At 70.2% G+C, this 25,260-nt stretch carries 26 protein-coding genes; 6 read left to right on the top strand and 20 right to left on the bottom strand.

All coding sequences use genetic code 11. The features are described 5' to 3' along the window. Positions 1–77: 77 nt before the first annotated feature. The 10 genes from rpoZ to pyrR all read right to left on the bottom strand — a co-directional run bounded on the left by rpoZ (position 78) and on the right by pyrR (position 10,717). Positions 78–341, bottom strand: a complete 264-nt coding sequence (gene rpoZ, locus A3G1_RS0113955) for a DNA-directed RNA polymerase subunit omega (protein ID WP_018350094.1) — start codon at positions 339–341, stop codon at positions 78–80. Positions 342–347: 6 nt separating this feature from the next. After that, complete coding sequence (gene gmk, locus A3G1_RS0113960) at positions 348–971, bottom strand: guanylate kinase (protein WP_051110530.1); 624 nt, start codon at positions 969–971, stop codon at positions 348–350. Positions 972–991: 20 nt separating this feature from the next. Next, positions 992–1,315: an integration host factor, actinobacterial type gene (mihF, locus tag A3G1_RS0113965; RefSeq protein WP_018350096.1), complete on the bottom strand. Its 324-nt coding sequence runs from the start codon at positions 1,313–1,315 to the stop codon at positions 992–994. Positions 1,316–1,489: 174 nt separating this feature from the next. Beyond that, on the bottom strand, positions 1,490–2,323 hold the full coding sequence (gene pyrF, locus A3G1_RS0113970; protein WP_018350097.1) for an orotidine-5'-phosphate decarboxylase: 834 nt from the start codon (positions 2,321–2,323) through the stop codon (positions 1,490–1,492). Positions 2,324–2,334: 11 nt separating this feature from the next. Beyond that, complete coding sequence (locus tag A3G1_RS0113975) at positions 2,335–3,351, bottom strand: quinone-dependent dihydroorotate dehydrogenase (RefSeq protein WP_018350098.1); 1,017 nt, start codon at positions 3,349–3,351, stop codon at positions 2,335–2,337. Between the two features lie 178 nt (positions 3,352–3,529). After that, entirely contained in the window at positions 3,530–6,853 is a 3,324-nt protein-coding gene (gene carB / locus A3G1_RS0113980) for a carbamoyl-phosphate synthase large subunit (protein ID WP_026212120.1), read from the bottom strand. Continuing rightward, positions 6,846–7,961, bottom strand: coding sequence for a glutamine-hydrolyzing carbamoyl-phosphate synthase small subunit (gene carA, locus A3G1_RS0113985; protein WP_018350100.1), 1,116 nt, complete (start codon positions 7,959–7,961; stop codon positions 6,846–6,848). Before carA ends, carB begins: the two co-directional genes overlap by 8 nt. Then, on the bottom strand, positions 7,958–9,226 hold the full coding sequence (locus A3G1_RS0113990; protein WP_018350101.1) for a dihydroorotase: 1,269 nt from the start codon (positions 9,224–9,226) through the stop codon (positions 7,958–7,960). The genes carA and A3G1_RS0113990 overlap by 4 nt, the downstream gene beginning before the upstream one ends. Position 9,227: 1 nt before the next feature. Next, positions 9,228–10,136 (bottom strand): aspartate carbamoyltransferase catalytic subunit, encoded by a 909-nt coding sequence (locus A3G1_RS0113995; protein ID WP_018350102.1) that lies wholly within the window; start codon positions 10,134–10,136, stop codon positions 9,228–9,230. Further along, complete coding sequence (pyrR, locus tag A3G1_RS0114000) at positions 10,133–10,717, bottom strand: bifunctional pyr operon transcriptional regulator/uracil phosphoribosyltransferase PyrR (protein ID WP_051110531.1); 585 nt, start codon at positions 10,715–10,717, stop codon at positions 10,133–10,135. The genes A3G1_RS0113995 and pyrR overlap by 4 nt, the downstream gene beginning before the upstream one ends. A 195-nt stretch (positions 10,718–10,912) precedes the next feature. On the opposite strand from pyrR, the gene bldD reads away from it, so the two are divergent. Beyond that, the gene (gene bldD / locus A3G1_RS0114005; protein ID WP_018350104.1) at positions 10,913–11,413 is read left to right on the top strand and encodes a transcriptional regulator BldD; all 501 of its coding nucleotides are present in this window, start codon (positions 10,913–10,915) and stop codon (positions 11,411–11,413) included. A gap of 198 nt (positions 11,414–11,611) precedes the next feature. After that, entirely contained in the window at positions 11,612–11,959 is a 348-nt protein-coding gene (locus A3G1_RS0114010; RefSeq protein ID WP_018350105.1) for a hypothetical protein, read from the top strand. A gap of 271 nt (positions 11,960–12,230) precedes the next feature. Here A3G1_RS0114010 and nusB read toward each other — a convergent pair whose 3' ends face one another. The 3 genes from nusB to A3G1_RS0114025 all read right to left on the bottom strand — a co-directional run bounded on the left by nusB (position 12,231) and on the right by A3G1_RS0114025 (position 14,147). After that, the gene (nusB, locus tag A3G1_RS0114015) at positions 12,231–12,680 is read right to left on the bottom strand and encodes a transcription antitermination factor NusB (protein WP_018350106.1); all 450 of its coding nucleotides are present in this window, start codon (positions 12,678–12,680) and stop codon (positions 12,231–12,233) included. Beyond that, on the bottom strand, positions 12,673–13,230 hold the full coding sequence (efp, locus tag A3G1_RS0114020; protein WP_018350107.1) for an elongation factor P: 558 nt from the start codon (positions 13,228–13,230) through the stop codon (positions 12,673–12,675). Before efp ends, nusB begins: the two co-directional genes overlap by 8 nt. A 152-nt stretch (positions 13,231–13,382) precedes the next feature. Further along, positions 13,383–14,147 carry a bestrophin-like domain gene (locus A3G1_RS0114025; RefSeq protein WP_018350108.1) on the bottom strand — a complete coding sequence of 255 codons (765 nt, stop codon included), beginning with the start codon at positions 14,145–14,147 and terminating at the stop codon, positions 13,383–13,385. Positions 14,148–14,252: 105 nt separating this feature from the next. Between A3G1_RS0114025 and A3G1_RS0114030 the strand changes: the two genes are divergently transcribed. Continuing rightward, a complete protein-coding gene (locus A3G1_RS0114030) occupies positions 14,253–15,311 on the top strand; it encodes a DUF6923 family protein (RefSeq protein ID WP_425411383.1) in 1,059 nt (352 codons plus the stop codon). 80 nt (positions 15,312–15,391) lie between these two features. On the opposite strand, the gene aroQ is transcribed toward A3G1_RS0114030, so the two are convergent. The 7 genes from aroQ to A3G1_RS34855 form a co-directional block, all read right to left on the bottom strand. Beyond that, positions 15,392–15,817, bottom strand: a complete 426-nt coding sequence (aroQ, locus tag A3G1_RS0114035; RefSeq protein ID WP_018350110.1) for a type II 3-dehydroquinate dehydratase — start codon at positions 15,815–15,817, stop codon at positions 15,392–15,394. Beyond that, positions 15,814–16,839 carry a 3-dehydroquinate synthase gene (gene aroB / locus A3G1_RS0114040; protein ID WP_018350111.1) on the bottom strand — a complete coding sequence of 342 codons (1,026 nt, stop codon included), beginning with the start codon at positions 16,837–16,839 and terminating at the stop codon, positions 15,814–15,816. Before aroB ends, aroQ begins: the two co-directional genes overlap by 4 nt. A gap of 42 nt (positions 16,840–16,881) precedes the next feature. Further along, positions 16,882–17,394 carry a shikimate kinase gene (locus A3G1_RS0114045; RefSeq protein ID WP_018350112.1) on the bottom strand — a complete coding sequence of 171 codons (513 nt, stop codon included), beginning with the start codon at positions 17,392–17,394 and terminating at the stop codon, positions 16,882–16,884. Then, a complete protein-coding gene (gene aroC / locus A3G1_RS0114050) occupies positions 17,391–18,569 on the bottom strand; it encodes a chorismate synthase (protein ID WP_040478385.1) in 1,179 nt (392 codons plus the stop codon). The genes A3G1_RS0114045 and aroC overlap by 4 nt, the downstream gene beginning before the upstream one ends. A gap of 131 nt (positions 18,570–18,700) precedes the next feature. Further along, complete coding sequence (locus A3G1_RS0114055; RefSeq protein ID WP_018350114.1) at positions 18,701–19,645, bottom strand: LCP family protein; 945 nt, start codon at positions 19,643–19,645, stop codon at positions 18,701–18,703. Beyond that, positions 19,642–20,181 carry a SigE family RNA polymerase sigma factor gene (locus tag A3G1_RS0114060; protein WP_018350115.1) on the bottom strand — a complete coding sequence of 180 codons (540 nt, stop codon included), beginning with the start codon at positions 20,179–20,181 and terminating at the stop codon, positions 19,642–19,644. Before A3G1_RS0114060 ends, A3G1_RS0114055 begins: the two co-directional genes overlap by 4 nt. A gap of 49 nt (positions 20,182–20,230) precedes the next feature. Continuing rightward, complete coding sequence (locus A3G1_RS34855) at positions 20,231–20,665, bottom strand: prepilin peptidase (protein WP_018350116.1); 435 nt, start codon at positions 20,663–20,665, stop codon at positions 20,231–20,233. Between the two features lie 329 nt (positions 20,666–20,994). On the opposite strand from A3G1_RS34855, the gene A3G1_RS0114070 reads away from it, so the two are divergent. From A3G1_RS0114070 to A3G1_RS0114080, 3 genes are all read left to right on the top strand, one after another. After that, positions 20,995–22,614: a M4 family metallopeptidase gene (locus A3G1_RS0114070; protein ID WP_018350117.1), complete on the top strand. Its 1,620-nt coding sequence runs from the start codon at positions 20,995–20,997 to the stop codon at positions 22,612–22,614. 77 nt (positions 22,615–22,691) lie between these two features. Continuing rightward, positions 22,692–23,879 (top strand): S8 family peptidase, encoded by a 1,188-nt coding sequence (locus tag A3G1_RS0114075; RefSeq protein ID WP_018350118.1) that lies wholly within the window; start codon positions 22,692–22,694, stop codon positions 23,877–23,879. A gap of 156 nt (positions 23,880–24,035) precedes the next feature. Beyond that, complete coding sequence (locus A3G1_RS0114080) at positions 24,036–25,259, top strand: GNAT family N-acetyltransferase (RefSeq protein WP_018350119.1); 1,224 nt, start codon at positions 24,036–24,038, stop codon at positions 25,257–25,259. The last annotated feature ends 1 nt before the right edge of the window (position 25,260 follow it).

Raw genomic sequence — 25,260 nt, forward strand, 5'->3', positions numbered from 1 at the left:
CCCAGACACTACCCAGACACGACACTGCCCCGCGATCCTCCTATTGGATCACGGGGCAGCCGGTGCTGTGGGGGCGCTCAGCCCTCGGTCGGCTCCGCGGTCAGCAGGCCGGCGTTGATCTCACGCAGCGAGATCGACAGGGCCTTCTCCTGCGGAGTGGTCTCCACCAGCGGGCCGACATACTCCAGCAGGCCCTCACCGAGCTGGCTGTAGTAGGCGTTGATCTGGCGGGCGCGCTTCGCGCCGAAGATGACCAGCGCGTACTTCGACGAGGTCTTCTCGAGCAGCTCGTCGATCGGCGGGTTCGTGATACCAACCGGGTTTGCAACAGTTCCAGACAAAGCGGATCAACCTCTGGATCGACGGTGACTCACGGGAGTCCTGGATGCGGAATCGAGCAATTGTACCAACTCGCCGGCCGCACGCTCGACGGAGTCGTTGACGATGGTCACGTCGAACTCGGCCTCGGCGGCCAGTTCCTCACGGGCGTGCTCCAGGCGGTGCGCGATCGTCTCGGCATCGTCCGTGCCACGCCCGCGCAGGCGGCGCTCCAGCTCGTCCCAGCTCGGCGGGGCGAGGAACACCAGCAGCGCCTCCGGCATGGCCAGCTTGACCTGCCTGGCGCCCTGCAGATCGATCTTCAGCAGGACCGGCACGCCCTCGGACAACCTGGCGTGCACCTGCTTGCGGGGAGTGCCGTACCTGTTCCCCGCGAACTCGGCCCACTCGAGCAGCTGCCCTGACTCCAGCAGCCGGTCGAACTCGGCGTTGTCGACGAAGAAGTAGTGCTCCCCGTCGACCTCATACGCCCGTCGCGGCCGGGTGGTGACGGAAACCGACAGCCAGAATTCGTGCGGGTGACTACGGACCCACTCGATCACGCTGTCCTTGCCGACCCCTGAGGGGCCGGAGAGGACCAGCAACCGTGCGTCGTGCCACCCGGCCGGACGTGCGTCTTCGCTAAAGCTCACTAGGTGTTTCTAGCAACCGCTCACTTGCCGGTCGCGGGGAACTCCCCCAGAAGTGCCTTGCGCTGCTGCTCGCCGAGGCCACGGAGGCGACGGGAGTCAGCGATCTTCAGGCGCTCCATGATGGCGGTGGCGCGGATCTTGCCGATGCCGGGCAGTGCTTCGAGCACGGCCGACACCTTGAGCTTGCCGACGACGTCATCGGCGTCAGCGAGCTCGATGACCTCGCCGAGCGTGGTCTCGCCGCGCTTGAGCTTGTCCTTCAGCTCGGCACGGGCCTTACGAACAACAGCTGCCTTCTCCAGGGCGGCAGCGCGCTGCTCAGGGGTGAGCGACGGGAGCGACACCAGGTCTCCTTAGGTCAACGAACAGGCGAAAGGTGGTACCAGCGCCGGAAACCTAGCGGTCCGGAGCCTGTTCCGGCAACGTAGCCCCGCGTGATCATCGCTGTACAGGCGGCTGGCCGAGGGTCCAAACTCGGGCAAACTTCGCATAGCGACCCGCAATTTTTTGCGGGTTACTCATTCAGCCAGAGCTGAACGGCAGTCTTCGAGGGCCTTTGCCGTCGCCGCGCGCAGGCCATCGGGGGTCGGCCCGCCAGCCAGGACCTCGCGGGAGTACGAGGGCAGGACGGCGCCGAGGGAGTCGCCGAAAATCCGGCGCAGGTCCTCGGGACGGCCACCCTGGGCACCCATGCCCGGGACGAGAAATGGACCATTAAGTCCGGAAATATCGTGCCCGCTGTCCCCGATGGTGGCACCGACCACCACCCCGAAGCTGCCCAGCGGCTCGGCACCCGCATTGAGGGCAGCCACTTCGTCGAGCATCAGCTGGCCGACCGTCCGGCCGCCGGCCGCCACGGCGTGCTGGACCTGCGGGCCCTCGGGGTTGGACGTGAGCGCGAGCACAAAAACTCCACCCCCGTGCAGGCGCGCAGTGTCAATTATCGGACTCAACGAGCCGAAGCCCAGAAACGGGCTCACTGTGACCGCGTCGACAGCCAGCGGGCTGGCCGGATCCAGGTATGCCCTGGCGTAGGCCGCCATCGTCGAGCCGATGTCGCCACGCTTCGCGTCCAGCAGCACGAGCGCGCCAGCCGCCCGGGCGGCGGAGATCACATCTTCCAGGACAGCGATCCCCCGCGAGCCGTGCTGCTCGAAGAACGCCGACTGCGGCTTGAACACGGCCACCTGGTCGCCGAGCGCGTCGACGACCGTCCGGCTGAACGTCTCCAGGCCGGCCAGGTCGTCGGCCAGCCCCCACTGGTGCAGGAGCTGGGCGTGCGGGTCGATGCCGACGCAGAGCTGGCCGCGCTCGGCCATCACAGCGTGCAGGCGGGTACCGAAGGAATCCATCTGTGTTCCTCTCAGGAGCGGGCGGCCACGGCCCGGTTGATGCTGCGGACCAGGCCGGGGCCGTGGTAGATGAGGCCGGTGTAGACCTGGAGCAGGCTCGCGCCCGCGTCCAGCATGCGCAGCGCGTCGTCGGCGGAGCCGATCCCGCCCACGCCGATGATGGGCAGCCGCCCGCCCGTCTCCCGGGACACGAAGGACACCACCTCGCGGGCCCGGCCGGTCAGCGGCCTGCCGGACAGCCCCCCGGCCTGGCTGGCCAGGTGCTCGTCGGAGGGCGCCAGGCCGCCACGGCCCAGCGTCGTGTTGGTCGCGATCAGGCCGGCCACGCCGTGGTCGGCGCACACACCCAGCAGGTCGGCGATCGCGTGGTCGGTCAGGTCCGGCGCGATCTTCACCAGGACGGGCTTGCCGCCACGGAGCGCGGCCAGGATGTCGCCCAGCGCGTCCTTGTCCTGCAGGGCGCGCAGGCCAGGGGTGTTCGGGGAGCTCACGTTGACCGCGAAGTAGTCGCCGTGATCCTTGAGGGCGGCGTAAGAGGCCGCGTAGTCCTCAGCAGCGGCCTCAAGCGGCGTGACCTTGGACTTACCCAGGCTGATGCCCAGCGGGACGCCCAGCGGCCCCAGAGCGGCCAGCTTGGCGGCCAGGGCCTGCGCCCCGGCGTTGTTGAAGCCCATCCGGTTGATGATCGCCTCTGAGCCACGCAGCCGGAACAGCCTCGGGCGGTCGTTGCCGGGCTGCGCGTGCCAGGTGACTGTGCCGACCTCGACGAAGCCGAAGCCGAGAGCCGGCCAGGCCGGCAGGGCACGGCCGTCCTTGTCCATCCCGGCGGCCAGGCCGACGGGTGACGGGAACCGCACACCGAAGAGCGTCCTAGGAGCCTGGGCCGAGAACACCGTGCGCAGCGCGCTGAGCGCGGCTGGCCTGCGGGAGATCCCGGCGAGCCGCCGCATCGTCCACTCGTGCACCTCTTCCGCGTCGCCGCCACTCATCCGGAACAGCATCGGCCGGAGGGCCTTTTCGTAGATCACCGCAACTCCGTTCCCAGGGCAGGGCAGAGCTAACCTCGAGCCCCGCCCGTGGTCGTACCCGGGCATGCCTCATGGCATTCCGGACATTAATCCTAAAATTCACCGATGTGGTGACATGGGTGCGGCCGGTGTGCCCGCCGCCATCCAGCGGCGGGCACACCGGTACACGGTGAAGGTTCTAACCCCGCAGGGCCTTGTGCAGCTCCTGGAGCGGGCGGACCCGCAGGTCGCCGTGGATCAGTGCCTCGATGCCCATGACGGCGGCAGCGGCGGCCTGGACCGTCGTGATGCAGGGCGTCTCGGTCGCGACGGCGGCGGAGCGGATCTCGTACCCGTCGACGCGGGCACCCGACCCGGCCGGGATGTTGATCACGAGATCGACCTCGCCGGCCTCGACCAGCTCGACGGCGTGCTGGACGCCCTCGACGTTGTCGAGGTGCTTGGGCACGACCCGGCAGGTGATGCCGTGCCGGCGCAGCACGTCGGCCGTCCCCGCCGTGGCGACCAGGTCGAAGCCCAGGTCAGCCAGCCGCTTGGCCGGGAAGACCATCGCGCGCTTGTCCCGGTTGGCGACGGAGATGAACACCGTGCCGCTGGTCGGCAGCGAGCCGTACGCCGCGGCCTGGGACTTGGCGAACGCGTGCCCGAAGGCCACGTCGATGCCCATGACCTCGCCCGTCGACTTCATCTCCGGGCCGAGCAGCGTGTCGATGCCCCGGCCGGACGGCGTGCGGAACCGCTTGAACGGCAGCACGGCCTCCTTGACCGCGATCGGCGCGCTGGCTGGCATGTGGCCGCCGTCGCCCTCGGCCAGCAGCATGCCCTCCGCCCGCAGCTCGGCGACCGTCGCGCCCAGAGCGATCCGGGCGGCGGCCTTGGCCAGCGGTACGGCGGTCGCCTTCGACACGAACGGCACGGTGCGCGAGGCGCGCGGGTTGGCCTCCAGGACGTAGAGGATGTCGTCCTTGAGGGCGTACTGGACGTTCAGCAGGCCGCGTACCCCGATGCCGCGCGCCAGCTTCTCCGTGTGCCGCCGGATCATCGTGATGTTCGCCTCGCCGAGGGTGATCGGGGGCAGGGCGCACGCCGAGTCGCCGGAGTGGATGCCGGCCTCCTCGATGTGCTCCATGATGCCGCCGAGGTACACCTCGCCGGTCGCGTCGCACAGCGCGTCGACGTCCACCTCGATCGCGTCGTCGAGGAACCGGTCGACCAGCACCGGGTGCTCCGGCGAGATCTCGGTGGCCCTGGCGATGTACGCCTCCAGCACCACGTCCTCGTAGACGATCTCCATGCCCCGGCCGCCGAGAACGTAGGACGGGCGGACCAGGACCGGGTACCCGATCTCGTCGGCGATCGCCTTGGCCTCCTCGAAGGAGGTGGCCATGCCGTGCTTCGGAGCTGGCAGGCCCGCCTTGGCCAGCAGCGCGCCGAACGCGCCCCGCTCCTCCGCGAGGTGGATGGACTCCGGGGACGTGCCGACGATCGGCACCCCGGCAGCCTTGAGCTTCGCGGCCAGGCCCAGCGGGGTCTGCCCGCCGAGCTGGACCACCACGCCCACGACGCCCGGCCCGCCGGAGGCCTTGCCGGAGGAGTCCTCGGCGTGGATGACCTCGAGGACGTCCTCGAAGGTCAGCGGCTCGAAGTACAGCCGGTCGGCGGTGTCGTAGTCGGTGGAGACGGTCTCCGGGTTGCAGTTGACCATGACGGTCTCGTACCCGGCCTCGCGCAGCGCCATCACCGCGTGCACGCACGAGTAGTCGAACTCGATGCCCTGGCCGATCCGGTTCGGGCCGGAGCCGAGGATGACGACCTTCGGCCGGTCCGACGGGGCGACCTCGGTCTCCAGGTCGTACGTCGAGTAGTAGTACGGCGTGGCCGCGGCGAACTCGGCGGCGCACGTGTCGACCGTCTTGTACACCGGGCGCAGGCCCAGGCGGTGGCGCAGCAGGCGGACACCGTCCTCACCGGCCAGCTCGGGGCGCAGCTCGGACAGCTGGCGGTCGGACAGGCCTGCCCGCTTCGCCCTGCGGAGCAGCTCGGCGGTGAGGACGGGGGCGGCCTCGATCTCGGTGCGCAGCTCCACCAGGTACAGAATCTGGTCGATGAACCACGGGTCGATGCCGCCGGAGGCCTGCTTGACCTCGTCGATGCTGTGGCCGGCGCGCAGCGCGGCCTCCACTGTGTAGAGCCGGCCGTCGTGCGGGGTTGCCAGCATCTCCAGCAGGTCACCGGTGACCGGAGGGCCGGTCCAGAAGCCGACCCGCTTCTCCTCCATCGAGCGCATGGCCTTGCCGAGCGCCTCGGTGAAGTTGCGGCCGATGCTCATCGCCTCGCCGACCGACTTCATGGTCGTGGTCAGCTCGGCGTCGGCGCCGGGGAACTTCTCGAACGCGAACCGCGGCACCTTGACCACGACGTAGTCGAGCGTGGGCTCGAACGCCGCCGGGGTCTCCTTGGTGATGTCGTTGGCGATCTCGTCGAGCGTGTAGCCGATGGCCAGCTTCGCCGCGATCTTCGCGATCGGGAAGCCGGTGGCCTTGGAAGCCAGGGCGCTGGACCGGGACACCCGAGGGTTCATCTCGATGACGATCAGGCGGCCGTTGTCCGGGTGCACGGCGAACTGGATGTTGCAGCCACCCGTGTCGACGCCGACCTCACGGATCACCGCGATGGCCAGGTCGCGCATCTTCTGGTACTCGCGGTCGGTCAGGGTCATCGCCGGGGCGACCGTCACCGAGTCCCCGGTGTGGACACCCATCGGGTCGATGTTCTCGATCGAGCAGACCACCACGACGTTGTCGTTGCGGTCACGCATCAGCTCCAGCTCGTACTCTTTCCAGCCGAGCGCGCTCTCCTCGATCAGGACCTCGTGCACCGGGGACGCCGCCAGGCCGGCGCCGGCGATGCGCTCCAGGTCCTCCGGCGTGTGCGGCATGCCGGAGCCGAGGCCGCCCATCGTGAACGAGGGCCGGACGACGACCGGCAGGCCCAGCTCGGCGACGGTCTCGCGGACCTCTTCCATCGACTTGCAGACCCTGCTGCGCGGGACCAGCGGCTCGTCGCCCCAGCCCAGCGAGGCGCCGGCCTTGGCGACGATCTCCTTGAAGATCTGCCGGTCCTCGCCCCGGTGGATGGCCTCCATGTTCGCGCCGATCAGCTCGACGCCGTACTTGGCCAGCACGCCGTTCTCGTGCAGCGCGACGGCCGTGTTCAGCGCCGTCTGGCCGCCGAGGGTCGCCAGCAGCGCGTCGGGGCGCTCCTGGGCGATGATCTGCTCGACGAACTCCGGGGTGATCGGCTCGACGTACGTGGCGTCGGCGAACTCCGGGTCGGTCATGATGGTCGCCGGGTTCGAGTTGACCAGCGAGACGCGGATGCCCTCGGCGCGCAGCACCCGGCAGGCCTGGGTACCGGAGTAGTCGAACTCGCACGCCTGGCCGATGACGATCGGGCCTGAGCCGATCACCATCACGTGCTTGATGTCTTCACGCTTAGGCATTGTTCCTCGCCCCTTCGATCAGCTCGACAAGGCGGTCGAACAGGTAGTCGGCGTCGTGCGGGCCTGCTGCGGCCTCAGGGTGGTACTGGACGGAGAAGGCCGGCCTGTCGAGCAGCCGCAGCCCCTCCACCACGTTGTCGTTCAGGCAGACGTGGCTGACCTCGACGCGCCCGTACGGCGTCTCGGCCACGCCCTCCAGCGGCGCGTCGACCGCGAAGCCGTGGTTGTGGGCCGTCACCTCGACCTTGCCCGTCGTGCGGTCCATCACGGGCTGGTTGATGCCCCGGTGGCCGTACTTGAGCTTGTAGGTGCCGAAGCCCAGCGCCCGGCCGAGGATCTGGTTGCCGAGGCAGATGCCGAACAGCGGGATGTTCCGGTCGAGCACCGCCCTGGTCAGCTCGACCTGGGTGTCCGCGGTGGCCGGGTCGCCCGGCCCGTTGGAGAGGAACACCGCGTCCGGGTTCACCGCGAGGACGTCCTCGATGGAGGAACCGGCGGGCAGCACGTGCACCTCGATGCCCCGCTCGGCCATCCGGCGCGGCGTGTTGCTCTTGATGCCGAGGTCGAGGGCCGCGACGGTGTACCGCCTGGCGCCCTTGGCCGGAATCACGTAGTTCTCTTTCACTGACACGTCGGCCAGCAGGTTCGCGCCCGTCATCGGCGCCTGCTCGCGGACCTTCGCCAGCAGCGTCGCCGGGTCGGCGTGCAGGCTGGAGATGCCGGCCTTCATCGCGCCGCGCTCGCGGAGGTGGCGGGTCAGCGCCCGGGTGTCGATACCAGAGATGCCGACGATGCCCTGCCGGTCGAGCTCTGCTTCGAGGGAACGGGTTGAGCGCCAGTTCGACGGGCGGCGGGCGGGGTCGCGGACCACGTAGCCGGCCACCCAGATCTTCGACGACTCGTCGTCCTCGTCGTTCCAGCCGGTGTTGCCGACGTGCGGGGCCGTCATGGCGACGACCTGGCGGTGGTACGACGGGTCGGTCAGGGTCTCCTGGTAGCCGGTCATGCCGGTGGAGAACACCGCCTCGCCGAAGGTCTCCCCCACGGCGCCGTACGCGTCGCCTTCGAAGACGGTGCCGTCTTCCAGTACCAGAATCGCTGAGCTCATCGGGTCGCCTTCCCATCCAGAACGGTGGCCTCGCCACGCAGGAACGTCGCGACCACCCTGCCGGGGAGTTCCATACCGGCGTACGGCGTGTTCCGCGACAGGCTCGCCAGCGCCTCCGGGTCGACGGTCCAGCGGGCGGCCGGGTCGACGAGCGTGAAGCTCGCCGGGTTGCCGGGCAGCGGGTCGTGGCCGTGCTCGCTCAGCCCGGCGATCCGGGCCGGGGTCCGGCTCATCCGCTCGGCGATGGTCTCCCAGTCGTTGCCGAGGACCTGCATCGTGATGGAGAGGGCGGTCTCCAGGCCGAGCATGCCCGGCCGGGCCCGCGACCACTCGCATTCCTTGTCCTCGGCGGCGTGCGGGGCGTGGTCGGTGGCGACCGCGTCGATGATGCCCTCGGCGAGGGCCGCGCGCAGGGCGTCCACGTCGGACTGCGTGCGCAGCGGCGGGTTGACCTTGTTCACCGGGTCGTACGTGCAGGCCCGGACGTCGGTCAGCAGCAGGTGGTGCGGGGTGACCTCGGCCGTGACGTTGACGCCGCGCGCCTTCGCGTGCCGGAGCACCTCGACGCTGCCGGCCGTCGAGACGTGGCAGACGTGCAGCCGGGAGCCGACGTGCTCGGTGAGCAGGACGTCGCGGGCGATGATCGCTTCCTCGGCGACGGCCGGCCAGCCGGTGAGGCCCAGCTTGGCGGACTGCACGCCCTCGTGGACCTGCGCGCCCTCCGTCAGCCGGTGCTCCTCGGCGTGCTGGGCGATGACCCCGCCGAAGGCCTTCACGTACTCCAGCGCGCGGCGCATGAGCCGGGGGTCGTTCACGCAGAAGCCGTCGTCGGAGAACATCGTGACCTTCGCGGCCGACTCGGCCATCGCGCCCAGCTCGGCGAGCGTCTCGCCCTTCAGGCCGACGGTCACGGCGCCGATAGGCTGGACGTCGACGAGGCCAGCGGCCTGGCCCAGCCGGTACACCTGCTCGACGACGCCAGCGGTGTCGGCGACCGGGTCGGTGTTGGCCATCGCGCACACGGCCGTGTACCCGCCGAGCGCCGCGGCCCGGGAGCCGGTCTCGACCGTCTCGGCGTCCTCGCGGCCCGGCTCGCGGAGGTGGGTGTGCAGGTCGACCAGGCCGGGCAGGGCGACGAGGCCGGTGGCGTCGATGGTGACGTCGGCTGCCGGGCCGGACGGCTCGTGGAGCTGGCCGTCGCGGACCAGGAGGTCGCGGGGCTCACCGCCCAGGACGGAGACGTTCTTGATCAGGTACGTGGTCATCTCACTTGCCTCCGAGGAGCAGGTAGAGGCAGGCCATCCGGACGCTCACGCCGTTGGCGACCTGCTCGACGATGGTGGAACGCGGCGAGTCGGCCACCTCTGGCGCGATCTCCATGCCCCGGATCATCGGACCGGGATGCATAATTATTGCATGCTCCGGAAGAAGTTTCACTCGCCGGTTGTCGAGGCCGTACCGGCGGGAGTACTCCCGGGCTGAGGGGAAGTAGGCCTGGCCCATCCGCTCCCGCTGCACGCGCAGCATCATCACCGCGTCGGTGCCGGGGAGGACGGAGTCGAGGTCGTAGGAGACCGTGGCCGGCCAGTCCTCGACGCCGACCGGCACCAGGGTCGGCGGGCCGACCAGGGTCACCTCGGCGCCGAGCGTCCGCAGCAGCAGCACGTTGGACCGGGCGACCCGGCTGTGCAGCACGTCGCCGACGATCGCGACCCGCAGCCCCTTGAGCTGGCCGAGCCGGCTGCGCATCGTGTACGCGTCGAGCAGCGCCTGTGTCGGGTGCTCGTGGGTGCCGTCGCCGGCGTTGAGGATGGAACCGTCGACCCACTGGCTCAGCGTATTCGGCGCACCCGAGGCGGGGTGGCGGATCACGACACCGTCGATACCCATCGCCTGGAGGGTGAGCGCGGTGTCCTTCAGGCTCTCGCCCTTCTCCACGCTCGAACCCTTGGCCGAGAAGTTGATGACGTCGGCCGACAGCCGCTTGGCCGCGGTCTCGAAGGAGATCCGGGTCCGGGTCGAGTCCTCGTAGAACAGGTTCACGACGGTGCGGCCGCGCAGGGTCGGCAGTTTCTTCACCTCGCGGGAGGCCATCGCGGCCATCTCCGTCGCGGTGTCCAGCACGAGGGTGGCGGCGTCCAGATCGAGGTCAGCCGCCGAGAGGAGATGCTTCACTTCGCTGTACTTCCCGTCAGCAGCACGGCGTCGGTTCCGTCCGTCTCGCTGAACAGCACGCGGACGCTCTCCGACAGGGAGGTGGGGATGTTCTTCCCGACGTAGTCGGCCCGGATCGGCAGCTCGCGGTGGCCACGGTCAACCAGGACGGCCAGCTGCACGTGGCTCGGGCGGCCGAGGTCGCTGAGCGCGTCGAGCGCCGCGCGGACGGTACGGCCGGAGAAGAGGACGTCGTCGACGAGGATCACGCGCTTGCCGTCGATCCCGCCGGGCGGGACGCTGGTCGGGCCGACCGGGCGGGCGCTGCGGGTCCGCAGGTCGTCGCGGTAGAGGGTGATGTCGAGAACGCCCTGCGGCACGTCGGTGCCCTCGAAGGCGCGGATCCGGCCGGCCAGGCGCCGCGCGAGGGGCGTGCCACGGGTGGGGATGCCGAGCAGGACGGCGTCGCGGGCCCCGGAGGTCTTCTCCAGGATCTGGTGCGCGACCCGGTCGACGATCCGGGCGATGTCGGCGGCGGAGAGGATCTCCTTCACGGCCGGCGCTTCCGAGCCCGGCATTTCGGGCATAGCACTGTTACTCATATCAATCTGACTGCCTTCCCCGCCTCACGGGACGGGTCGTTAAAGGTTGTCTGCCGACGTCAACCCTAACAACAGCCGCGGCGATCTCAACGGGTGGGTAACAACCACTTGACCGGGCGCGCGAAGAGCCGTACCGTCACGCTCCGTAGCGAAGACTGGGGAGCGTCCCCGGGCAAGTGACTGGGAGTGTCAGCGATGCCCTCTGAGTACGCGAAGGCCCTCGGTTCTCGGCTCCGTTCCATCCGGCAGCAGCAGGGCCTGTCCCTGCAGGGTGTCGAGGAGAAGTCGAGCGGCCGGTGGAAGGCCGTGGTTGTCGGCTCTTACGAGCGCGGCGACCGGGCCGTGACTGTCGCCCGCCTGGCAGAACTCGCCGAGTTCTACCGGGTGCCAGTGGGCGAGCTGCTGCCGGACGGTAGCAGTGTCCGTCACGAGCAGGCCAACAAGATCATTCTTGATCTTGAGAAGCTGTACGAACACAGCGCCGACGAGCTGGCGGTAGTCGCCCGGTACGCCCGGGGGATCCAGCAGCAGCGCGGCGACTACAACGGCCGGGTGCTGTCGATCCGCGCCGACGACCTCCGCACGCTGGCCGTCGTGTTCGACACGACGCCGTCGGGCCTGGTCGAGCAGCTGAACGACTTCGGTGTACTGGTCGCCGATCCGCGTTCGCTGATGCAGAACAATGGCAACGCCTGAACCATCCGCAATCCCCCCGCACCACTCAGCACGTGAAGCCCCGGATCCGCGTCCGGGGCTTTCGCGTCGCACGAGCCAGATGCCGTACCGGCCCGGCGCGGCCACAGAACGTGAGACAAGGTTGAGACGCCACGGGACCCCATCATCACTACATTGATGGGCGTCATCGCTTTCTGTTCTGCCAGAGAGGGAATCCCCGTGTCACGTATCCCGCGCCCGGCGGTACTGCTTGCCGCGCTGTCCATTGCCGCCACCGGCCTCGCCGTCTCGGCCGCCACCGCCGCCCAGGCCGCGCCGTCATGCTTCCCCGTCTACGACGTCGAGGCCTGGCCCACCAACATCCAGGGCTACGGCGAGCTGGTCTGCTACGACCCCACCCAGGGCGGCCAGGCCTACGTCAAGCTCCAGAAGAACGTCGGCGGGGTCTGGACCACTGTGGACGAGGGCATGGGCGGCACCGTCTACTACTGCAACGGCACCGCATCGACCGCCTACCGGGCCGGCTACGGCTACCGCTGGCAGTCCCTCACCGCCAACTGCGGCTGACTCGTCCCCCGGGAACCGAACCAGGGGCGGCCCAGCGGGGGGATGCCAGGTCACTCCTGGTTCGGCTGAATTCAGAATATCGTCCCGTTTTACACCCAGTAACGACAGCCCACCCCACAAGCCCTAGATCAGGCTCTTGATCTTGATCTAAGACGAGGTGGCCCGGTGAGCGGAAATCTGACAAGCAGAATGAAAGCCCGTGTACTGGTTGTACACGGGCTTTTGTTCTGCGCAGCTCAGATTTTCGCTCACCGGGTCGGCAGAACCAGAACTACCAGCGGCCGGAGTAGTCGCTGATGCGGCCGAGGACGCCGTTGACGAAGCGCGGGGAGTCGTCGGTCGACAGTTCCTTGGCGAGCTCGACGGCCTCACTGATCGCGACCGGGGCGTCGATGTCCTCGCCCCACATCAGCTCGAACACGGCGATGCGGAGCAGGTTGCGGTCGACGGCCGGCATGCGCTCGAGGGTCCAGCCCTCGGCGTAGCTGGCGATCAGCTCGTCGATGTGCTCGCGGTGCGCGACGACGCCCTCGACGAGGGCCACGGCGTACTCGGAGAACTGCGGCGTGCCCGACTTCTGCTCACGGGTGGAGATCTGCTGGCGGGCCGTGAGGATCCCGAGGATGCCGACCTGGCGGATGTCCGCCTCGTACAGCACGTCGAGGGCTCGCCGGCGCGCCTTGCGGCGCGCCGGGTTGTAGCCCGTCACATCGTCAGGCACGACCGAGGTACCGCTTGTCTCGCGTGTCGACCTTGATCTTCTCGCCCTGGTTGATGAACAGCGGGACCTGGATCGTCGCGCCGGTCTCCACGGTGGCGGGCTTGTTGCCGCTGGTGGACCGGTCGCCCTGCAGGCCGGGCTCGGTGTACGTGATCTCGTACACGGCGCTGGTCGGGAGCTCGATGTAGAGCACGACGCCCTCGTGGAAGGCGATCTGGACGATCATCTCGGGGAGGAGCAGCTCGGCGGCCTCGCCGACGATCTCGCCGGAGACGTGCGACTGCTCGTAGGAGCTGGTGTCCATGAAGACGTAGTCGTCGCCGTCCGGGTACAGGTACTGGTTGTCCCGGCGGTCCACGGTGGCCGTGTCGACCTTGATCCCGGCGTTGAAGGTCTTGTCGACAACCTTGCCGGAGATGACGTGCTTCAGCTTCGTCCGCACGAAGGCTGGGCCCTTGCCCGGCTTCACATGCTGGAACTCGATGACGGTCCACAGTTCGCCGTCGAGGTTGAGGACGAGGCCGTTCTTGAGATCATTAGTGGATGCCATGCCTCGCTACGTCCTCTTTCATGTCAGTTGTCTGAAAACTACGATGGCCCTGAATGGCCGCAGGGAAGTCTACTGGAACCCGGTTAGCCCCCGGCGGCGAATGCCGACCTGCCCGGTTCGCCGCCGTACGCGCTGGTGCCCAGGGCCGGCGGTCAGCCGATCTGCGTGAAGCGGGACAGGGCGAAGCGCATGCCCTCCGGGCCTACGGCGCCCGAACGGCTGTAGGGATCCTCCAGCTGGTAGACGGCGAAGAGCAGCATGACCACCATCATCGTGATCGTCACCACCAGGATCTGGTGGCCGATCCTGCTGGGCACGCCGAACAGGAACGCGAAGGCGATAAACAGCATCCCGCCGCCGATCAGTACCAGCCACACGACCGGGGTCAGGCCGCCGCCGGCGTCCAGCCTGGACTGCCTGTTCTCGATCAGGGAGACGACCTTGGCCACGGCGGAGTCGTAGCGGGCCTGCACCGTGGCGTCCTCGGACTTGAGGCTCTCGACCTGCGTGCGGAGCTGGTCGAGGACGGCCCAGCCCTCGGGGCCGGTCGCCTCTCCCCTGGCCATCTTCGGCCACTCGGCCTCGGTGACCGTCATCGCGTACTGCCGGGAGAGTTCCTTGATCTTCGGGCCCTGGGGTGCCGGGGCGTGCTGGCCGGCCCAGTACACCTCGACGAGGTCGTTGGCCTCCGCGTAGCTCGTGCGCTCCGCCTCGCCGAGGGAGTCCCAGACCGCGATCACGATGAACGCGAGCATCACGGCGTACAGGACGCCGAGGTTGGTGTACACGGCGCCGGTGACGTCGTTGTGCTGGGCCCGCAGCTCCGCCGAGCCGTACCGCTGGAGTAAGTACAGGAGCGCGCTGGCCAGCAGGCCCGCGCCGATGACCCAGAGGATGCCCTGAAGGTAGAGGTTCACGTACGTATTTTGACCTACTACACTCAAAAAACAATGCGTAGCATACTGATCACGGCGTTTTCCCTAGTGGGTCCCGTTGCGCCGATAATGATCCCTTTGGGGCCTATGCCGTGCGGCCATGTGGTGATCACGCCCGCCAGCTCGGGAAACTCCGCTGTGATCACCGAGGGACGCAGTGTTCAGCTTCGATATCAGGTCAACGCTCTGGCCCGCGACGGGCAACGGCTCTACGCGCTCGGGCTTCGTAAGGACGGGCATCCGATGGGCGACGGCGCCCACCTGCTGGAGATCAGCCCGTCCGGGGAAGTCACCGACAGGGGCTCGCTCGGGTTCATGCTGGCCACCGGGTACGCGGGCACGATGGTCGGCAGCCGGTACTACGTCGCAGCGTCGGGCTGGCTGCACGAGATCGACCCGGGCGGCGCGCGCGTGGTCCGGAGCCGGCTGATGTTCCCGCCGGCGGAGCTGGGCGACTGGGAGTACGACGCGCAGACCGGCTCGCTGTACGGCGTGACGTCCGGTCTGCTGGGCCCGGCCCGTCTGGTCACAGTGGACCCCGCGACGGGGCTTACGCAGGCCGTGACGACCCTGCCGGGCGGCTCGGCGTACGGTGCGCTGTACATGGGGCCGGGCCGGGTCATGTACGGCCTGGTGAACACGCCGGGCGAGCCCTCGCACTGGTACTCGATCCCGCTGGCCGACCCGCGCAGGGCCGCACCGGCCGGGCAGGGGCCGAAGGCCGCGAGCAGCGACGCGACGAGCTGTGCGGCTCCCGTGCCGCCGTCTCCCACGCCGAGTCCGTCGCCTTCGCCTTCGCCGAGTCCCAGCCCGAAGCCGAGCCCGGGTCCCAGCCCGGCCCCGAAGCCGGTGCCGGTGCCGGTGCCTTCGCCGGAGCCGCCTCTGGTACCGCAGCCGCCGGCCCCGTTGCCTCCTGTGCCGGGTGCGCCTCCGCCTCCGCCTCCGCCTCCGCCTCCTCCCCCGCCTCCGCCGAGCCCTCGGCCGGTGCCGCCGCCGGTCGTTGTGCCAGGGCTGCCGTACGCGCCGATCGCCGCCGAGATCCCGAAGCGGCCCAAGGCCGACTCGAAGGAGACGAGGCGCTGGATCGTCGTGCTCGCCATCGGGTGCGCGTTCGGCGGGATGGTGGCACGCCGGATGAAGCGGTAGGAGTGCCGGGCCGGCTTGCTGGACGGGAGAGCGCGGAGTCGGGGAAGGGTGCTACGGCGGCTCGTAAAAAGTGAAAGGTCTTATGTACTGGCGATGTGGCGCAGGGCCAGGGTGTAGCTGTTGAAGCCCAGGCCCGCGATCACTCCTGTGGCGACGGCGGACAGCACCGAGTGGTGCCGGAACTCCTCACGCGCGTGCACGTTGGAGATGTGCACCTCGATCAGCGGGGCTCGCAGCTGCGCGCACGCGTCCCGGACGGCGATCGAGTAGTGCGTCCACGCCCCGGCGTTGAGGACGACCGGAGCGCCCTCGCCGGCCGCCTGGTGCAGCCAGCCGATCATCTCGCCCTCGTGGTCGGTCTGGCGGATGGTGACGTCGAGGCCGAGTTCCGCGCCGGTCCTGCGGCAGAGGTCCGCGAGGTCGGCGTGGGTGCCGGAGCCGTAGACGTCCGGCTCGCGCAGGCCGAGGCGGCCGAGGTTGGGGCCGTTGAGGACGTACACCTTCATGCCGCCACCGCCTGGAAGGCCTCTTCGAGCACGTCCTCGGCGGGGCCGGTCAGGATGGCGGGCTGGGCCAGGCCGTCGAGGACGACGAACCGCAGCGCCGAGCCGCGCGCCTTCTTGTCGATCCGCATCGCCGCCCGCAGATCGGCCCAGCTCTCCTTCCGGTACTGCACCGGCAGCCCCACCTGCGCCAGCGCCGTCCGGTGCCGGGCCGCCGTGCTCTCGTCGAGGCGGCCGGTGAGCCGGGCCAGCTCGGCGGCGAAGACCAGGCCGACGGAGACCGCGTGGCCGTGCCGCCAGCGATAGTGCTCGAGGTGCTCGATGGCGTGGCCGAGGGTGTGCCCGTAGTTCAGGAACTCGCGGCGGCCGGTGTCGCGGAGGTCGTCGACGACCACGTCCACCTTGACCTGGATGGAACGCTCGATCAGCTCCGGCAGGTGTGCCTTCCAGTCCGCCGCCGCGAGGTCGAGGATCACCGGGTCGGCGATGAAGCCGCACTTGACGATCTCGGCCATCCCGTTGACCAGCTCGGGAGCCGGGAGAGTGTCCAGGGTGGACAGATCGCAGACCACCTGCGACGGCGGGTGGAACGCTCCGACCATGTTCTTGCCCGCAGCGATGTTCACGCCGGTCTTGCCGCCGACCGCGGCGTCGACCATGCCCAGCAGGCTCGTCGGTACCTGGACGACGCGGACCCCGCGCAGCCAGCTCGCCGCGACGAACCCGGCCAGGTCGGTCACCGCCCCGCCGCCGACCCCGACCACGGCGTCGGTCCGGGTGAAGCCTGCCTCGGCCAGCGCCGCCCAGCACTTCTCCGCCGTCGCGACGGTCTTGCCTGCTTCGGCGTCCGGTACCTCGATGAGCAGCGGGCGCGCGCCGCCGAGCGAGGCGGCGATCCGGTGCGCGTGCTCGGCCAGCGGGGCCGAGTGGATCACGGCGACCTGGTCGGCGCCCGGCACGGTGACCGGCAGCTCCCTGCCGATGAGTACGTCGTAGTCCCCGCCCACCGGGATCGTCGTGGTCATGCCGCCAGCTCCCTCGTACCTGATTCCTGCGCCGCGAAACACCTACGTGGCGAGTTCCCGCATCGCTTCCCTGATCATGGCGACCACCTCGGCGGGGGTACCGCCAGCAGGCACGATCACGTCGGCCACCTCCTCGTACAACGGGCGGCGCTGGTCGAGGAGATGCCTGAGCGTGGCCCGGGGGTTCGCGATCAGCAGCGGCCGCCCGCCGCCGAGGCCGACCCGGGACAGCGCGGCCGGCAGGTCCAGCTCCAGGTACACGACGACGTGGTCCATCAGGAGCTTGCGGGTGCTGTCGGCGAGGACGGCGCCGCCGCCGAGGGCCAGGACGCCCCCGTGGCTGGCCAGGGCCGAGGCGACCGCCTCGCGTTCCAGCGCGCGGAAGTGCTCCTCGCCGGAGTCGACGAAGATCTCCGGGATCGGCTTGCCGGCCAGGGCCTCGATGTCGGCGTCGGTGTCACGGAAGGCGACCCCGGCAGCCTCGGCGAGCGCACGGCCGATCGTGGTCTTGCCGGCTCCGGGCGGGCCGACGAGCACGCAGAGCGGGCGGGTCACCGGAGCTTCACCCCGTCGAGGTACCCGGTCACGTTGCGCCGGATCTCCGCCACCGAGTCGCCGCCGAACTTCTCGGCAGCCAGGTCGGCCAGCACCAGCGCGACCATCGCCTCGGCGACGACGGCGGCCGCCGGTACGGCACAGACGTCCGAGCGCTGGTTGATCGCCGTCGCGGCCTCGCCGGTCGTCACGTCCACAGTGGCCAGTGCCCGGTTGAGGGAGCTGATCGGCTTCATCGCGGCGCGTACCCGGATCGGCTGGCCGTTGGCCATCCCGCCCTCGATACCGCCGGCCCGGTCGGTCTCGCGGCGGACACCGCCGTCGGCTGGGTACATCTCGTCGTGGGCGACGCTCCCCCGGCTGCGGGCCTGGGTGAAGCCGTCGCCGACCTCCACGCCCTTGATGGCCTGGATCGACATCAGCGCGGCCGCGAGCCTGGCGTCGAGCCGCCGGTCCCACTGGGTGTGCGTGCCGACGCCGATCGGCACGTTGTAGGCCAGGACCTCCACGATGCCGCCGAGCGTGTCGGCGTCCTTCTTGGCCGCGTCGACCTCGGCGACCATCCGCGCGCTGGCCTCCGGGTCGAGGCAGCGCAGCGGGTCGGCGTCGATGCGTTCCTCGTCGGACGGCAGCGGGAGCACGCCGGGCTTGGCGGCCACGGAACCCAGCTCGACCACATGCGACACGATCTCGATGCCGTACGCCTGCTTCAGCAGTGCCTTGGCGACCGTGCCGATCGCGACCCGCGCGGCCGTCTCGCGGGCGCTGGCCCGTTCGAGGATCGGCCGGGCGTCGTCGTGGCCGTACTTCGCCATGCCGGCCAGGTCGGCGTGCCCGGGACGCGGCCGGGTCAGCGGGGCGTTGCGGGCCTGCGCCGCCAGCTCGTCCGGGTCGACCGGGTCGGCGGCCATCACGGTCTGCCACTTGGGCCACTCGCTGTTACCCACCCGGACGGCGAACGGGCTGCCGAGGGTCACGCCGTGCCGCAGCCCGCCGATGATCTCGATGACGTCCTTCTCGAAGCTCATCCGGGCGCCACGGCCATAGCCGAGCCGGCGCCGGGCCAGCTCCCGCTCGATCTCGGCGCTCGTGACCTCCACCCCGGCGGGCACACCCTCCAGGATCGCGACGAGCGCGGGGCCGTGGGACTCTCCAGCAGTAAACCATCGCAGCACGTGTCGAGTCTTTCACGCGCACCTGGTTCCCGCTCCACGACCCCGTACAGTGCCACTCATTGAGATCTAGAACTGTTCCCGGTCCAGACCAAGGTCAAGATCCTCTGGGTGTACCCGGGTGAGCCACGCGCCTATTTCACCGGGTTGACGGTCTTCGGCGGGTTGGCGATGACCCAGGCCTGCATGGTCCCGGCCCTGAGCGCCTCGAAGAACCTGGCGGTTTCCGGGGTGGCCCTGGTCCGGCCGTGCACCGGCTCGACCTCGACCGGGGCGGTGGCCGTGACCATCGTGGCCGGGTCGAGCCTGGCCAGCTCGGCGAACACCTCGGCGGTGCTCCGGCCGCGCAGGTCGGCGCTGAGCGAGGCCCCGGCGGCGCGCAGCGCGGCGTCGGCCTGAACCGGGCCGGCCTTGCCCACCTTGGCGAACAGTGCCTTGAACACCTGCTGCCCGTTGTCGATCCGCCCGAAGTCGCCCCGGGGCACGTCGTAGCGCTGCCGGGCGAGGTCGACCGTCTCGGCCCCCGTGTAGTGGCGGCAGCCCGGCGGGTAGGTCCGTCCGGTGTGGAGCGAGCGGATCGCGTGCTCCAGGCACAGGTCCAGCCCGCCGACCGCGTCGACCACGCCGCTCAGGCCCTCGAACCGGGCGATGAACGCGCCGTCGAAGGTCAGCCCGGTCAGGCGGGACACCTCGCTGGCCGTCCCCGCCGGAGTCCGGTCCGTGACGAGGTCGCGCGGGATCGACACCAGGGCGGCGCGGTCCCTGGCCGGGCTCACGCTCAGGATCATGATGGTGTCGGGGCGCTGTGCCTGGTCCGTGCCCAGGATCAGGTAGTTGAGCTGGCGGGCCTCGGCCGCCGGGGCCGCCGCGCCCGGTACCGGGGCTGCCGTGGTGTCGCGCAGTGCCATCGCGGGTACGGCGGCGAGCAGCACGACGGCCAGCCCTGCGGCCGCACCGGCCCAGCGGCGGCGGGACCGGCGGCGGGCCGCGCCGGAGTGGATGGCAGGCAGGAGTGGCTCGCCGGCCGGTACCAGGTCCTCGTGCCGGGCGAACGTGGCCCGGAGTTCGTCCTCGATCATCGCTTTCCTCCTGTGGGGGCCGGGACCAGCTCGGTGCGCAGGGCCGCGAGGGCGCGGCTGATGCTGCTGCGGACGGTGCCGACGGCGCAGTCCAGCACCTCGGCGATCTCGTCGTCGGTCAGCGACTCGTAGTAGCGGAGCACCACGGCGGCGCGCTGGCGGCGGGGCAGCGTGGCCAGCCTGGCCCACATCTCGTCGCGCTCGGCCGCGAGGACGGCGTGGTCCGGCTGGGTCGCCGTGCCCAGCCATCCGCCCTGCCGCGCTCCCCCTGTCGACTCGGGCGGTGTCCTGTCCGGGTGGCCGAACACGACCCGCTGCCACCAGGAGCCGCGCCGCCAGTCCAGGTACACGTTGGTCAGCATCCGGCGCACGTACGCCTCCGGGCGGCCAGCGCTGGCGACCTTCCGCCACTTGAGCTGGACGCGGATCATCGTCTCCTGCACGACGTCCTGTGCCAGGTGCCGGTCACCGGTCAGCATCACGGCATACCTGAGCAGGGCGTCCAGCCGGGCGCTGGCGAACTCGTCGAACGTCATCTCACCTCCGAGGGGGTCTCACCCTCTCAGACGGGACGAGCACCCCGGATCATTGCGCCAGGGAGCCGAGAAGAATCACGAAGTTCCCGGCGAGCATGGCCGGGCCGTACGGGATCACCGGCCGGCGGGCCAGCGCGGCGTGCAGCCCGCCGAGCACAGCGGAGGCGAGCAGCCCGGCCACGACGGCGCCCCAGGACTGGAAACCGAGGGCCAGGCCGAGCAGCCCGCCGAGCTTCACGTCCCCGAAGCCCAGCCAGCCGGCCGCGCAGAACAGCCCGTACCAGGCCGCGCACGCGAGCCCCGCCGCGACCGCCCTCGGCAGCGCCGCTGGCTGCCCGATCGCGAGCGGCACCCCGGCCAGCAGGTACCCGGGCAGGACCAGCCGGTCTGGCAGCCGGCGGCAGGCCAGGTCGGCCCGGGTGAGGGCGAGGCCCAGGACGGCGAGGATCGCGTAGCCGGCGAGCGTGGCCGGGGTGCAGGTCATGCGGCCTGTCTACTGTGGCCGGTTCCCGGTACACATCGATCATGAACTTCCGGGCCGGACACGCCGGGTGACAGCGCACCGGCGACATGATCGCGGGTTTCCCGTGACCGGTGTAACAGTCTCGCGCCGGATCGCGATAGCGGTGAAAGACCTGCTGCGAGCAGGTCCTCTTTGCTGTGTTCCGTGACGGATGACCGGAACAGTTAAGAATCCACTCTTAAGCAAACTTTAGGCAAATGTTCCGGCGTGCTTCAGCTTGAAGATCGAATACTCCGATCCAGACCCGAGGGTTCGCACAACCCCTCACCCCTCGATCGAAGGACGACTCCATGCGAGCACTTCCCGGCGGACGGCGGGCAAAAGCCGCCATCGCCCTGGCCGGCGCGGCCCTGGTGGCCGGCAGCCTGCTGGTCACCTCTCCGGCGAGCGCCGAGCGCCCCGCCGACCTCGTCTCCTACGACGCGGCCGGCCGGATCACCGGCCTGTCGGCTGCCGCTGGCCACACCCTCCGGCCCGCTGCCAAGGGTGACGCCGCCGCCCAGGCGACCGCGCACCTCAAGGCGCTGGCCGGCCGGTTCGGCGTGAACGCCAAGCAGTTCGCCGTCGACAAGACGACCGCGCTGCCCGGCGGCACCGTCGTCCGGTTCCAGCAGACCATCGGCGGCGCGCCGGTGCTCGGCGGCCAGCTCGTGGCGGTGCTCGACGGCGCTGGCGCGCTGTCCTCGCTGCACGGCAACACCACCACCGCCACCGACAAGGCCGCCAAGCCGGCCAAGGGCGCTGGCGAGTTCGGCGCGAAGACCCGGCAGTCCTTCGCCGACGAGGCGAAGACCGGCGTCGACGCGCTGGAGGAGGCGGAGAGCCAGCTCGCGTGGTTCGACCCGGCCATCTACGCCGGCACCCCGTCGAAGGGTGACGTCAAGCTGGTCTGGTCCGTGAAGGTCGAGCCGGCCGGCCTCGACGCCTGGGGCGGCGAGGTGCTCTACGACGCGACCTCCGGCACCGAGGTGCTGCGCCTGTCGCACAAGCACGAGGCGCTCAGCCGCGCGATCTGCGACGCGAACAGCACCTACGTGTCGACCTCGGCCTTCTGCCTGGCCAAGGGCGCCGCGCGCGTCGAGGGTGGCGCCGTCTCCGGCGTGACCGACGTCAACGACGCCTTCGACCTGTTCGGCACCACCTCGTCGTACTACCAGACCAACTTCGGCTACGACCTGACCGCCGCCATCGGCTCGACCGGCAAGGGCGACAACGTCAAGCGGCTGCGCGCCATCGTCCGGGCCTGCGTCCAGGGCTACGGCTGCCCGATGGAGAACGCCTTCTGGAACGGCAAGGGCATGACCTTCGGCGCCGGCTTCGCCTCCGCCGACGACGTGATCGCCCACGAGCTCACCCACGGCGTCACCGAGCACACCTCCGGCCTGGTGTACTCCAGCCAGAGCGGCGCGATCAACGAGGCGCTGTCCGACATCTTCGGTGAGTACTCCGACCTGACCAACGGCCGGGGCAACGACGCGGCCGGTGTCCGCTGGGACATGGGCGAGGATCTGCCGGCCTCGATCGGCGTCATCCGCTCCATGTCGGACCCGACCCGGTTCAGCGACCCGGACAAGGTGTCGAGCAGCCTCTGGTACAAGGGCACGAACAACAGCGCCTACGTGCACATCAACTCCGGCGTCGGCAACAAGGCCGCGTTCCTGATCGCCGACGGCGGCACCTTCAACGGCCAGACCATCACCGGCCTGGGCCTCGCGAAGGCCGGCCAGATCTTCTGGCGCGCGCAGAACACGCTGACCTCCTCGGCCACCTACAAGGAGCTCAACACCGTGCTCCCGGCCGCCTGCCGCTCCCTGGCCACCTCGGGCACCGGCGGCATCACCGCCGCTGACTGCGTGTCCGTCGACCGGGCCGTCCTCGCCACCGAGATGAACCTGACCCCGGCTGGCTGATCTTCCCTCCTCACCAGTGTGGCCGCTGTCCGTTCCGGACCGCGGCCACACTGCCACCCCCCGAAGGAAGGAACCACATGAAACGCCTGCTCCTCACCGCCGCCGCCGCTGGCCTGCTCGCCGCGGCCACAGGTGTACCGGCCAGCGCGGCCGGCACGCCCATCCCCGGTCACGGCCTGGGCCTCGCCGAGGTACGCGGGGCCTCGTCCGGGGCCGCAGTGCCGGGCAGCTACATCGTCCGGCTCCGTGACGGCGCCGACGCGCCCGGCCTGGCCCGCGCCCTGGGTATCAAGGCCGAGCGGACCTGGCAGGCCGGGATCTCCGGCTTCACAGCCCAGCTCAGCACCGGGCAGCTCACGGCGCTGCGCCGCCAGGCACAGGTCAGCTACGTCCAGCAGGACAGCTACCTCGACGCGCCGGCCCTGGACACCACCCAGACGCCGGTACCGTCCTGGGGCCTCGACCGGATCGACCAGACGGCCCTCCCGCTGTCGGGTGGCTACACCTACAACGCCGACGGCACCGGCGTGCACGCGTACATCATCGACACCGGCGTCGACCCGTCCCACCCGGACTTCGGCGGCCGCGCCAGCCAGGACTACGACGCGACCCGCGACCGGGGCGGCCTGTGTGACGACCACGGCACCCACGTGGCCGGCACGATCGGCTCGGCGACGTACGGCGTCGCGAAGAAGGCCAAGCTGCACGGCGTGAAGGTCATCGCGTGCAAGCGGCAGACGATGTCCATGTTCATCGACGGCGTCAACTGGGTCACCGCCAACGCCCAGAAGCCCGCCGTGGCGAACATGTCGTGGAACGCCTCCGGCCAGTTCGACCAGACCCTCAACGACGCCGTCGAGGCGCTGGCCGCGTCCGGTGTCTTCGTCGCGGCCTCGGCCGGGAACACCGGCGCGGACTCCTGCTCGATCTCGCCGCGCGCTGCAGCCGGGATCACCGTCGTCGCGAACTCCACCAAGGACGACGCGCGTGCCTCCTCGTCCAGCACGGGCACCTGCGTCGACCTCTACGCCCCGGGTACGTCGATCCTGTCGACCATCCGCAACGGCGGGACGGCGACCTACAGCGGCACGTCCATGGCCACCCCGCACGTCGCGGGTGCCGCAGCGCTGTACAAGGCGGCCAACGGTGACGTCACGACCGCCACGCTCAACCAGTGGTTCGTCGACAAGGCCACACCCGGCATCATCTCGGGCGGCTCGACCGGCAACACCGCCAACCGGCTGCTGAACACCGCCGGCCTGTAACACCACGCACTCCGCCCGGGACCGCTCCTCCGTCTGGTCCCGGGCGGCCTGCTGTCCGGGCCCGGCCGAATTTCGCTTGACTTGCTCCAGGGGCGACCGTGCACTGTGGCGGGACACCGGGCACGGTGCCGGTATCACGGGGAGGCAGCAGCGGCGATGGAGATCCGGCCTACGACCGACCAGGACCTCGACGTCTTCGTCGACACGCTGCACGCCGCGTTCGGGTTCTTCCGGGAGAACCCGGCCGAGGGCCGCGGAGTCTGGTGGTCGGCGATCGAGATGGACCGCAACCTGCTCGCCGTCACGGCGCAGGGGCAGCCGATCGGCACCGCCGGCGCGTATACCTTCGAGCTCACCCTGCCCGGCGGGATCCTCGCCCCGGCTGCCGGGGTGACCCTCGTCGGCGTCCTGCCCACACACCGGCGTCAGGGCGTGCTCACCGCGCTGATGCGGCAGCAGCTCGCTGGCCTGCGGGCCCGAGGCGAGTTCCTCGCCGTGCTGACCGCCTCCGAGGCCCCGATCTACGGCAGGTTCGGCTACGGGCCGGCGACGTTCACCTCCCGGCTGACCGTGCCACGCCACCGGGCCGCCCTCACCCCGCCCCGGGCGGGCGCGACGGCCGGGACACTGGCGGGCGGCTCGGCCGAGGTTCTGCTGCGTGCCAGGTGCGGCGAGATCCTGGAGGAGGTGTACGACCAGTACCGCCGCGTGCAGCCCGGTGCTCTGTCGAGGCCACACCGCTGGTGGGCACTGGGCGCGGGTCAGCCTCCGGTCGCCGCCACACCGCGCTACGTCGCCGTCCACCGTGACGCTCACGGCGTCCCGGACGGGTACGCCAGTTACTCCCTCAGCGGAGACTCCGAGACCCTGACGGTCGACGAGACCATTGCCGCCGACGATGCCGTTTTCACTGCCCTCGCTGGGCTGGTACTCCAGCACGACCTGGTCAAGCAGATCGTGTTCAGGAACCACCCGCCCGGGCACCCGCTGCGCTGGCAGCTCGCGGACTACCGGGCAGGCCAGGTGACCGACGAGAAGGACTGGCTCTGGCTACGCCTGCTGGACGTTCCGCGTGCGCTGGCCGCCCGCGCGTGGTTCACCGACGGCGACCTCGTACTCGACGTCAGCGACCCGTTCCTCGGCGAGCACGGCTGCCACCTGCTGTCGGTACGGGGTGGCCGGGCCGAGTGCGTCCCGACCGACCTGGATCCCGACCTGTCACTCGACGTGCGGGACCTAGCCTCTGTCTACCTCGGCGGCACCGCGCCGAGCACGCTCGTGCATGCCGGGCACATCAGGGCTCACAGCCCGGAGGCCGCAGCCCGCGCTGACGCTCTCTTCCGCCCCGAGCGTGCCCCGCACTGCCTGCACTGGTTCTGAC

It is taken from the genome of Longispora albida DSM 44784 (genome assembly GCF_000379825.1).
Taxonomy (GTDB): Bacteria; Actinomycetota; Actinomycetes; order Mycobacteriales; family Micromonosporaceae; genus Longispora; species Longispora albida.

Bases quoted from the DNA above. Each gene is read 5' to 3' on its own strand.
- pyrF (WP_018350097.1), bottom strand. From the start codon at position 2,323: ATGGATTCCTTCGGTACCCGCCTGCACGCTGTGATGGCCGAGCGCGGC.
- carB (WP_026212120.1), bottom strand. From the start codon at position 6,853: ATGCCTAAGCGTGAAGACATCAAGCACGTGATGGTGATCGGCTCAGGC.
- carA (WP_018350100.1), bottom strand. From the start codon at position 7,961: ATGAGCTCAGCGATTCTGGTACTGGAAGACGGCACCGTCTTCGAAGGC.
- A3G1_RS0113990 (WP_018350101.1), bottom strand. From the start codon at position 9,226: ATGACCACGTACCTGATCAAGAACGTCTCCGTCCTGGGCGGTGAGCCC.
- pyrR (WP_051110531.1), bottom strand. From the start codon at position 10,717: ATGAGTAACAGTGCTATGCCCGAAATGCCGGGCTCGGAAGCGCCGGCC.
- bldD (WP_018350104.1), top strand. From the start codon at position 10,913: ATGCCCTCTGAGTACGCGAAGGCCCTCGGTTCTCGGCTCCGTTCCATC.
- efp (WP_018350107.1), bottom strand. From the start codon at position 13,230: ATGGCATCCACTAATGATCTCAAGAACGGCCTCGTCCTCAACCTCGAC.
- A3G1_RS0114030 (WP_425411383.1), top strand. From the start codon at position 14,253: ATGCCGTGCGGCCATGTGGTGATCACGCCCGCCAGCTCGGGAAACTCC.
- aroQ (WP_018350110.1), bottom strand. From the start codon at position 15,817: ATGAAGGTGTACGTCCTCAACGGCCCCAACCTCGGCCGCCTCGGCCTG.
- aroB (WP_018350111.1), bottom strand. From the start codon at position 16,839: ATGACCACGACGATCCCGGTGGGCGGGGACTACGACGTACTCATCGGC.
- A3G1_RS0114055 (WP_018350114.1), bottom strand. From the start codon at position 19,645: ATGATCGAGGACGAACTCCGGGCCACGTTCGCCCGGCACGAGGACCTG.
- A3G1_RS0114060 (WP_018350115.1), bottom strand. From the start codon at position 20,181: ATGACGTTCGACGAGTTCGCCAGCGCCCGGCTGGACGCCCTGCTCAGG.
- A3G1_RS34855 (WP_018350116.1), bottom strand. From the start codon at position 20,665: ATGACCTGCACCCCGGCCACGCTCGCCGGCTACGCGATCCTCGCCGTC.
- A3G1_RS0114070 (WP_018350117.1), top strand. From the start codon at position 20,995: ATGCGAGCACTTCCCGGCGGACGGCGGGCAAAAGCCGCCATCGCCCTG.
- A3G1_RS0114075 (WP_018350118.1), top strand. From the start codon at position 22,692: ATGAAACGCCTGCTCCTCACCGCCGCCGCCGCTGGCCTGCTCGCCGCG.
- A3G1_RS0114080 (WP_018350119.1), top strand. From the start codon at position 24,036: ATGGAGATCCGGCCTACGACCGACCAGGACCTCGACGTCTTCGTCGAC.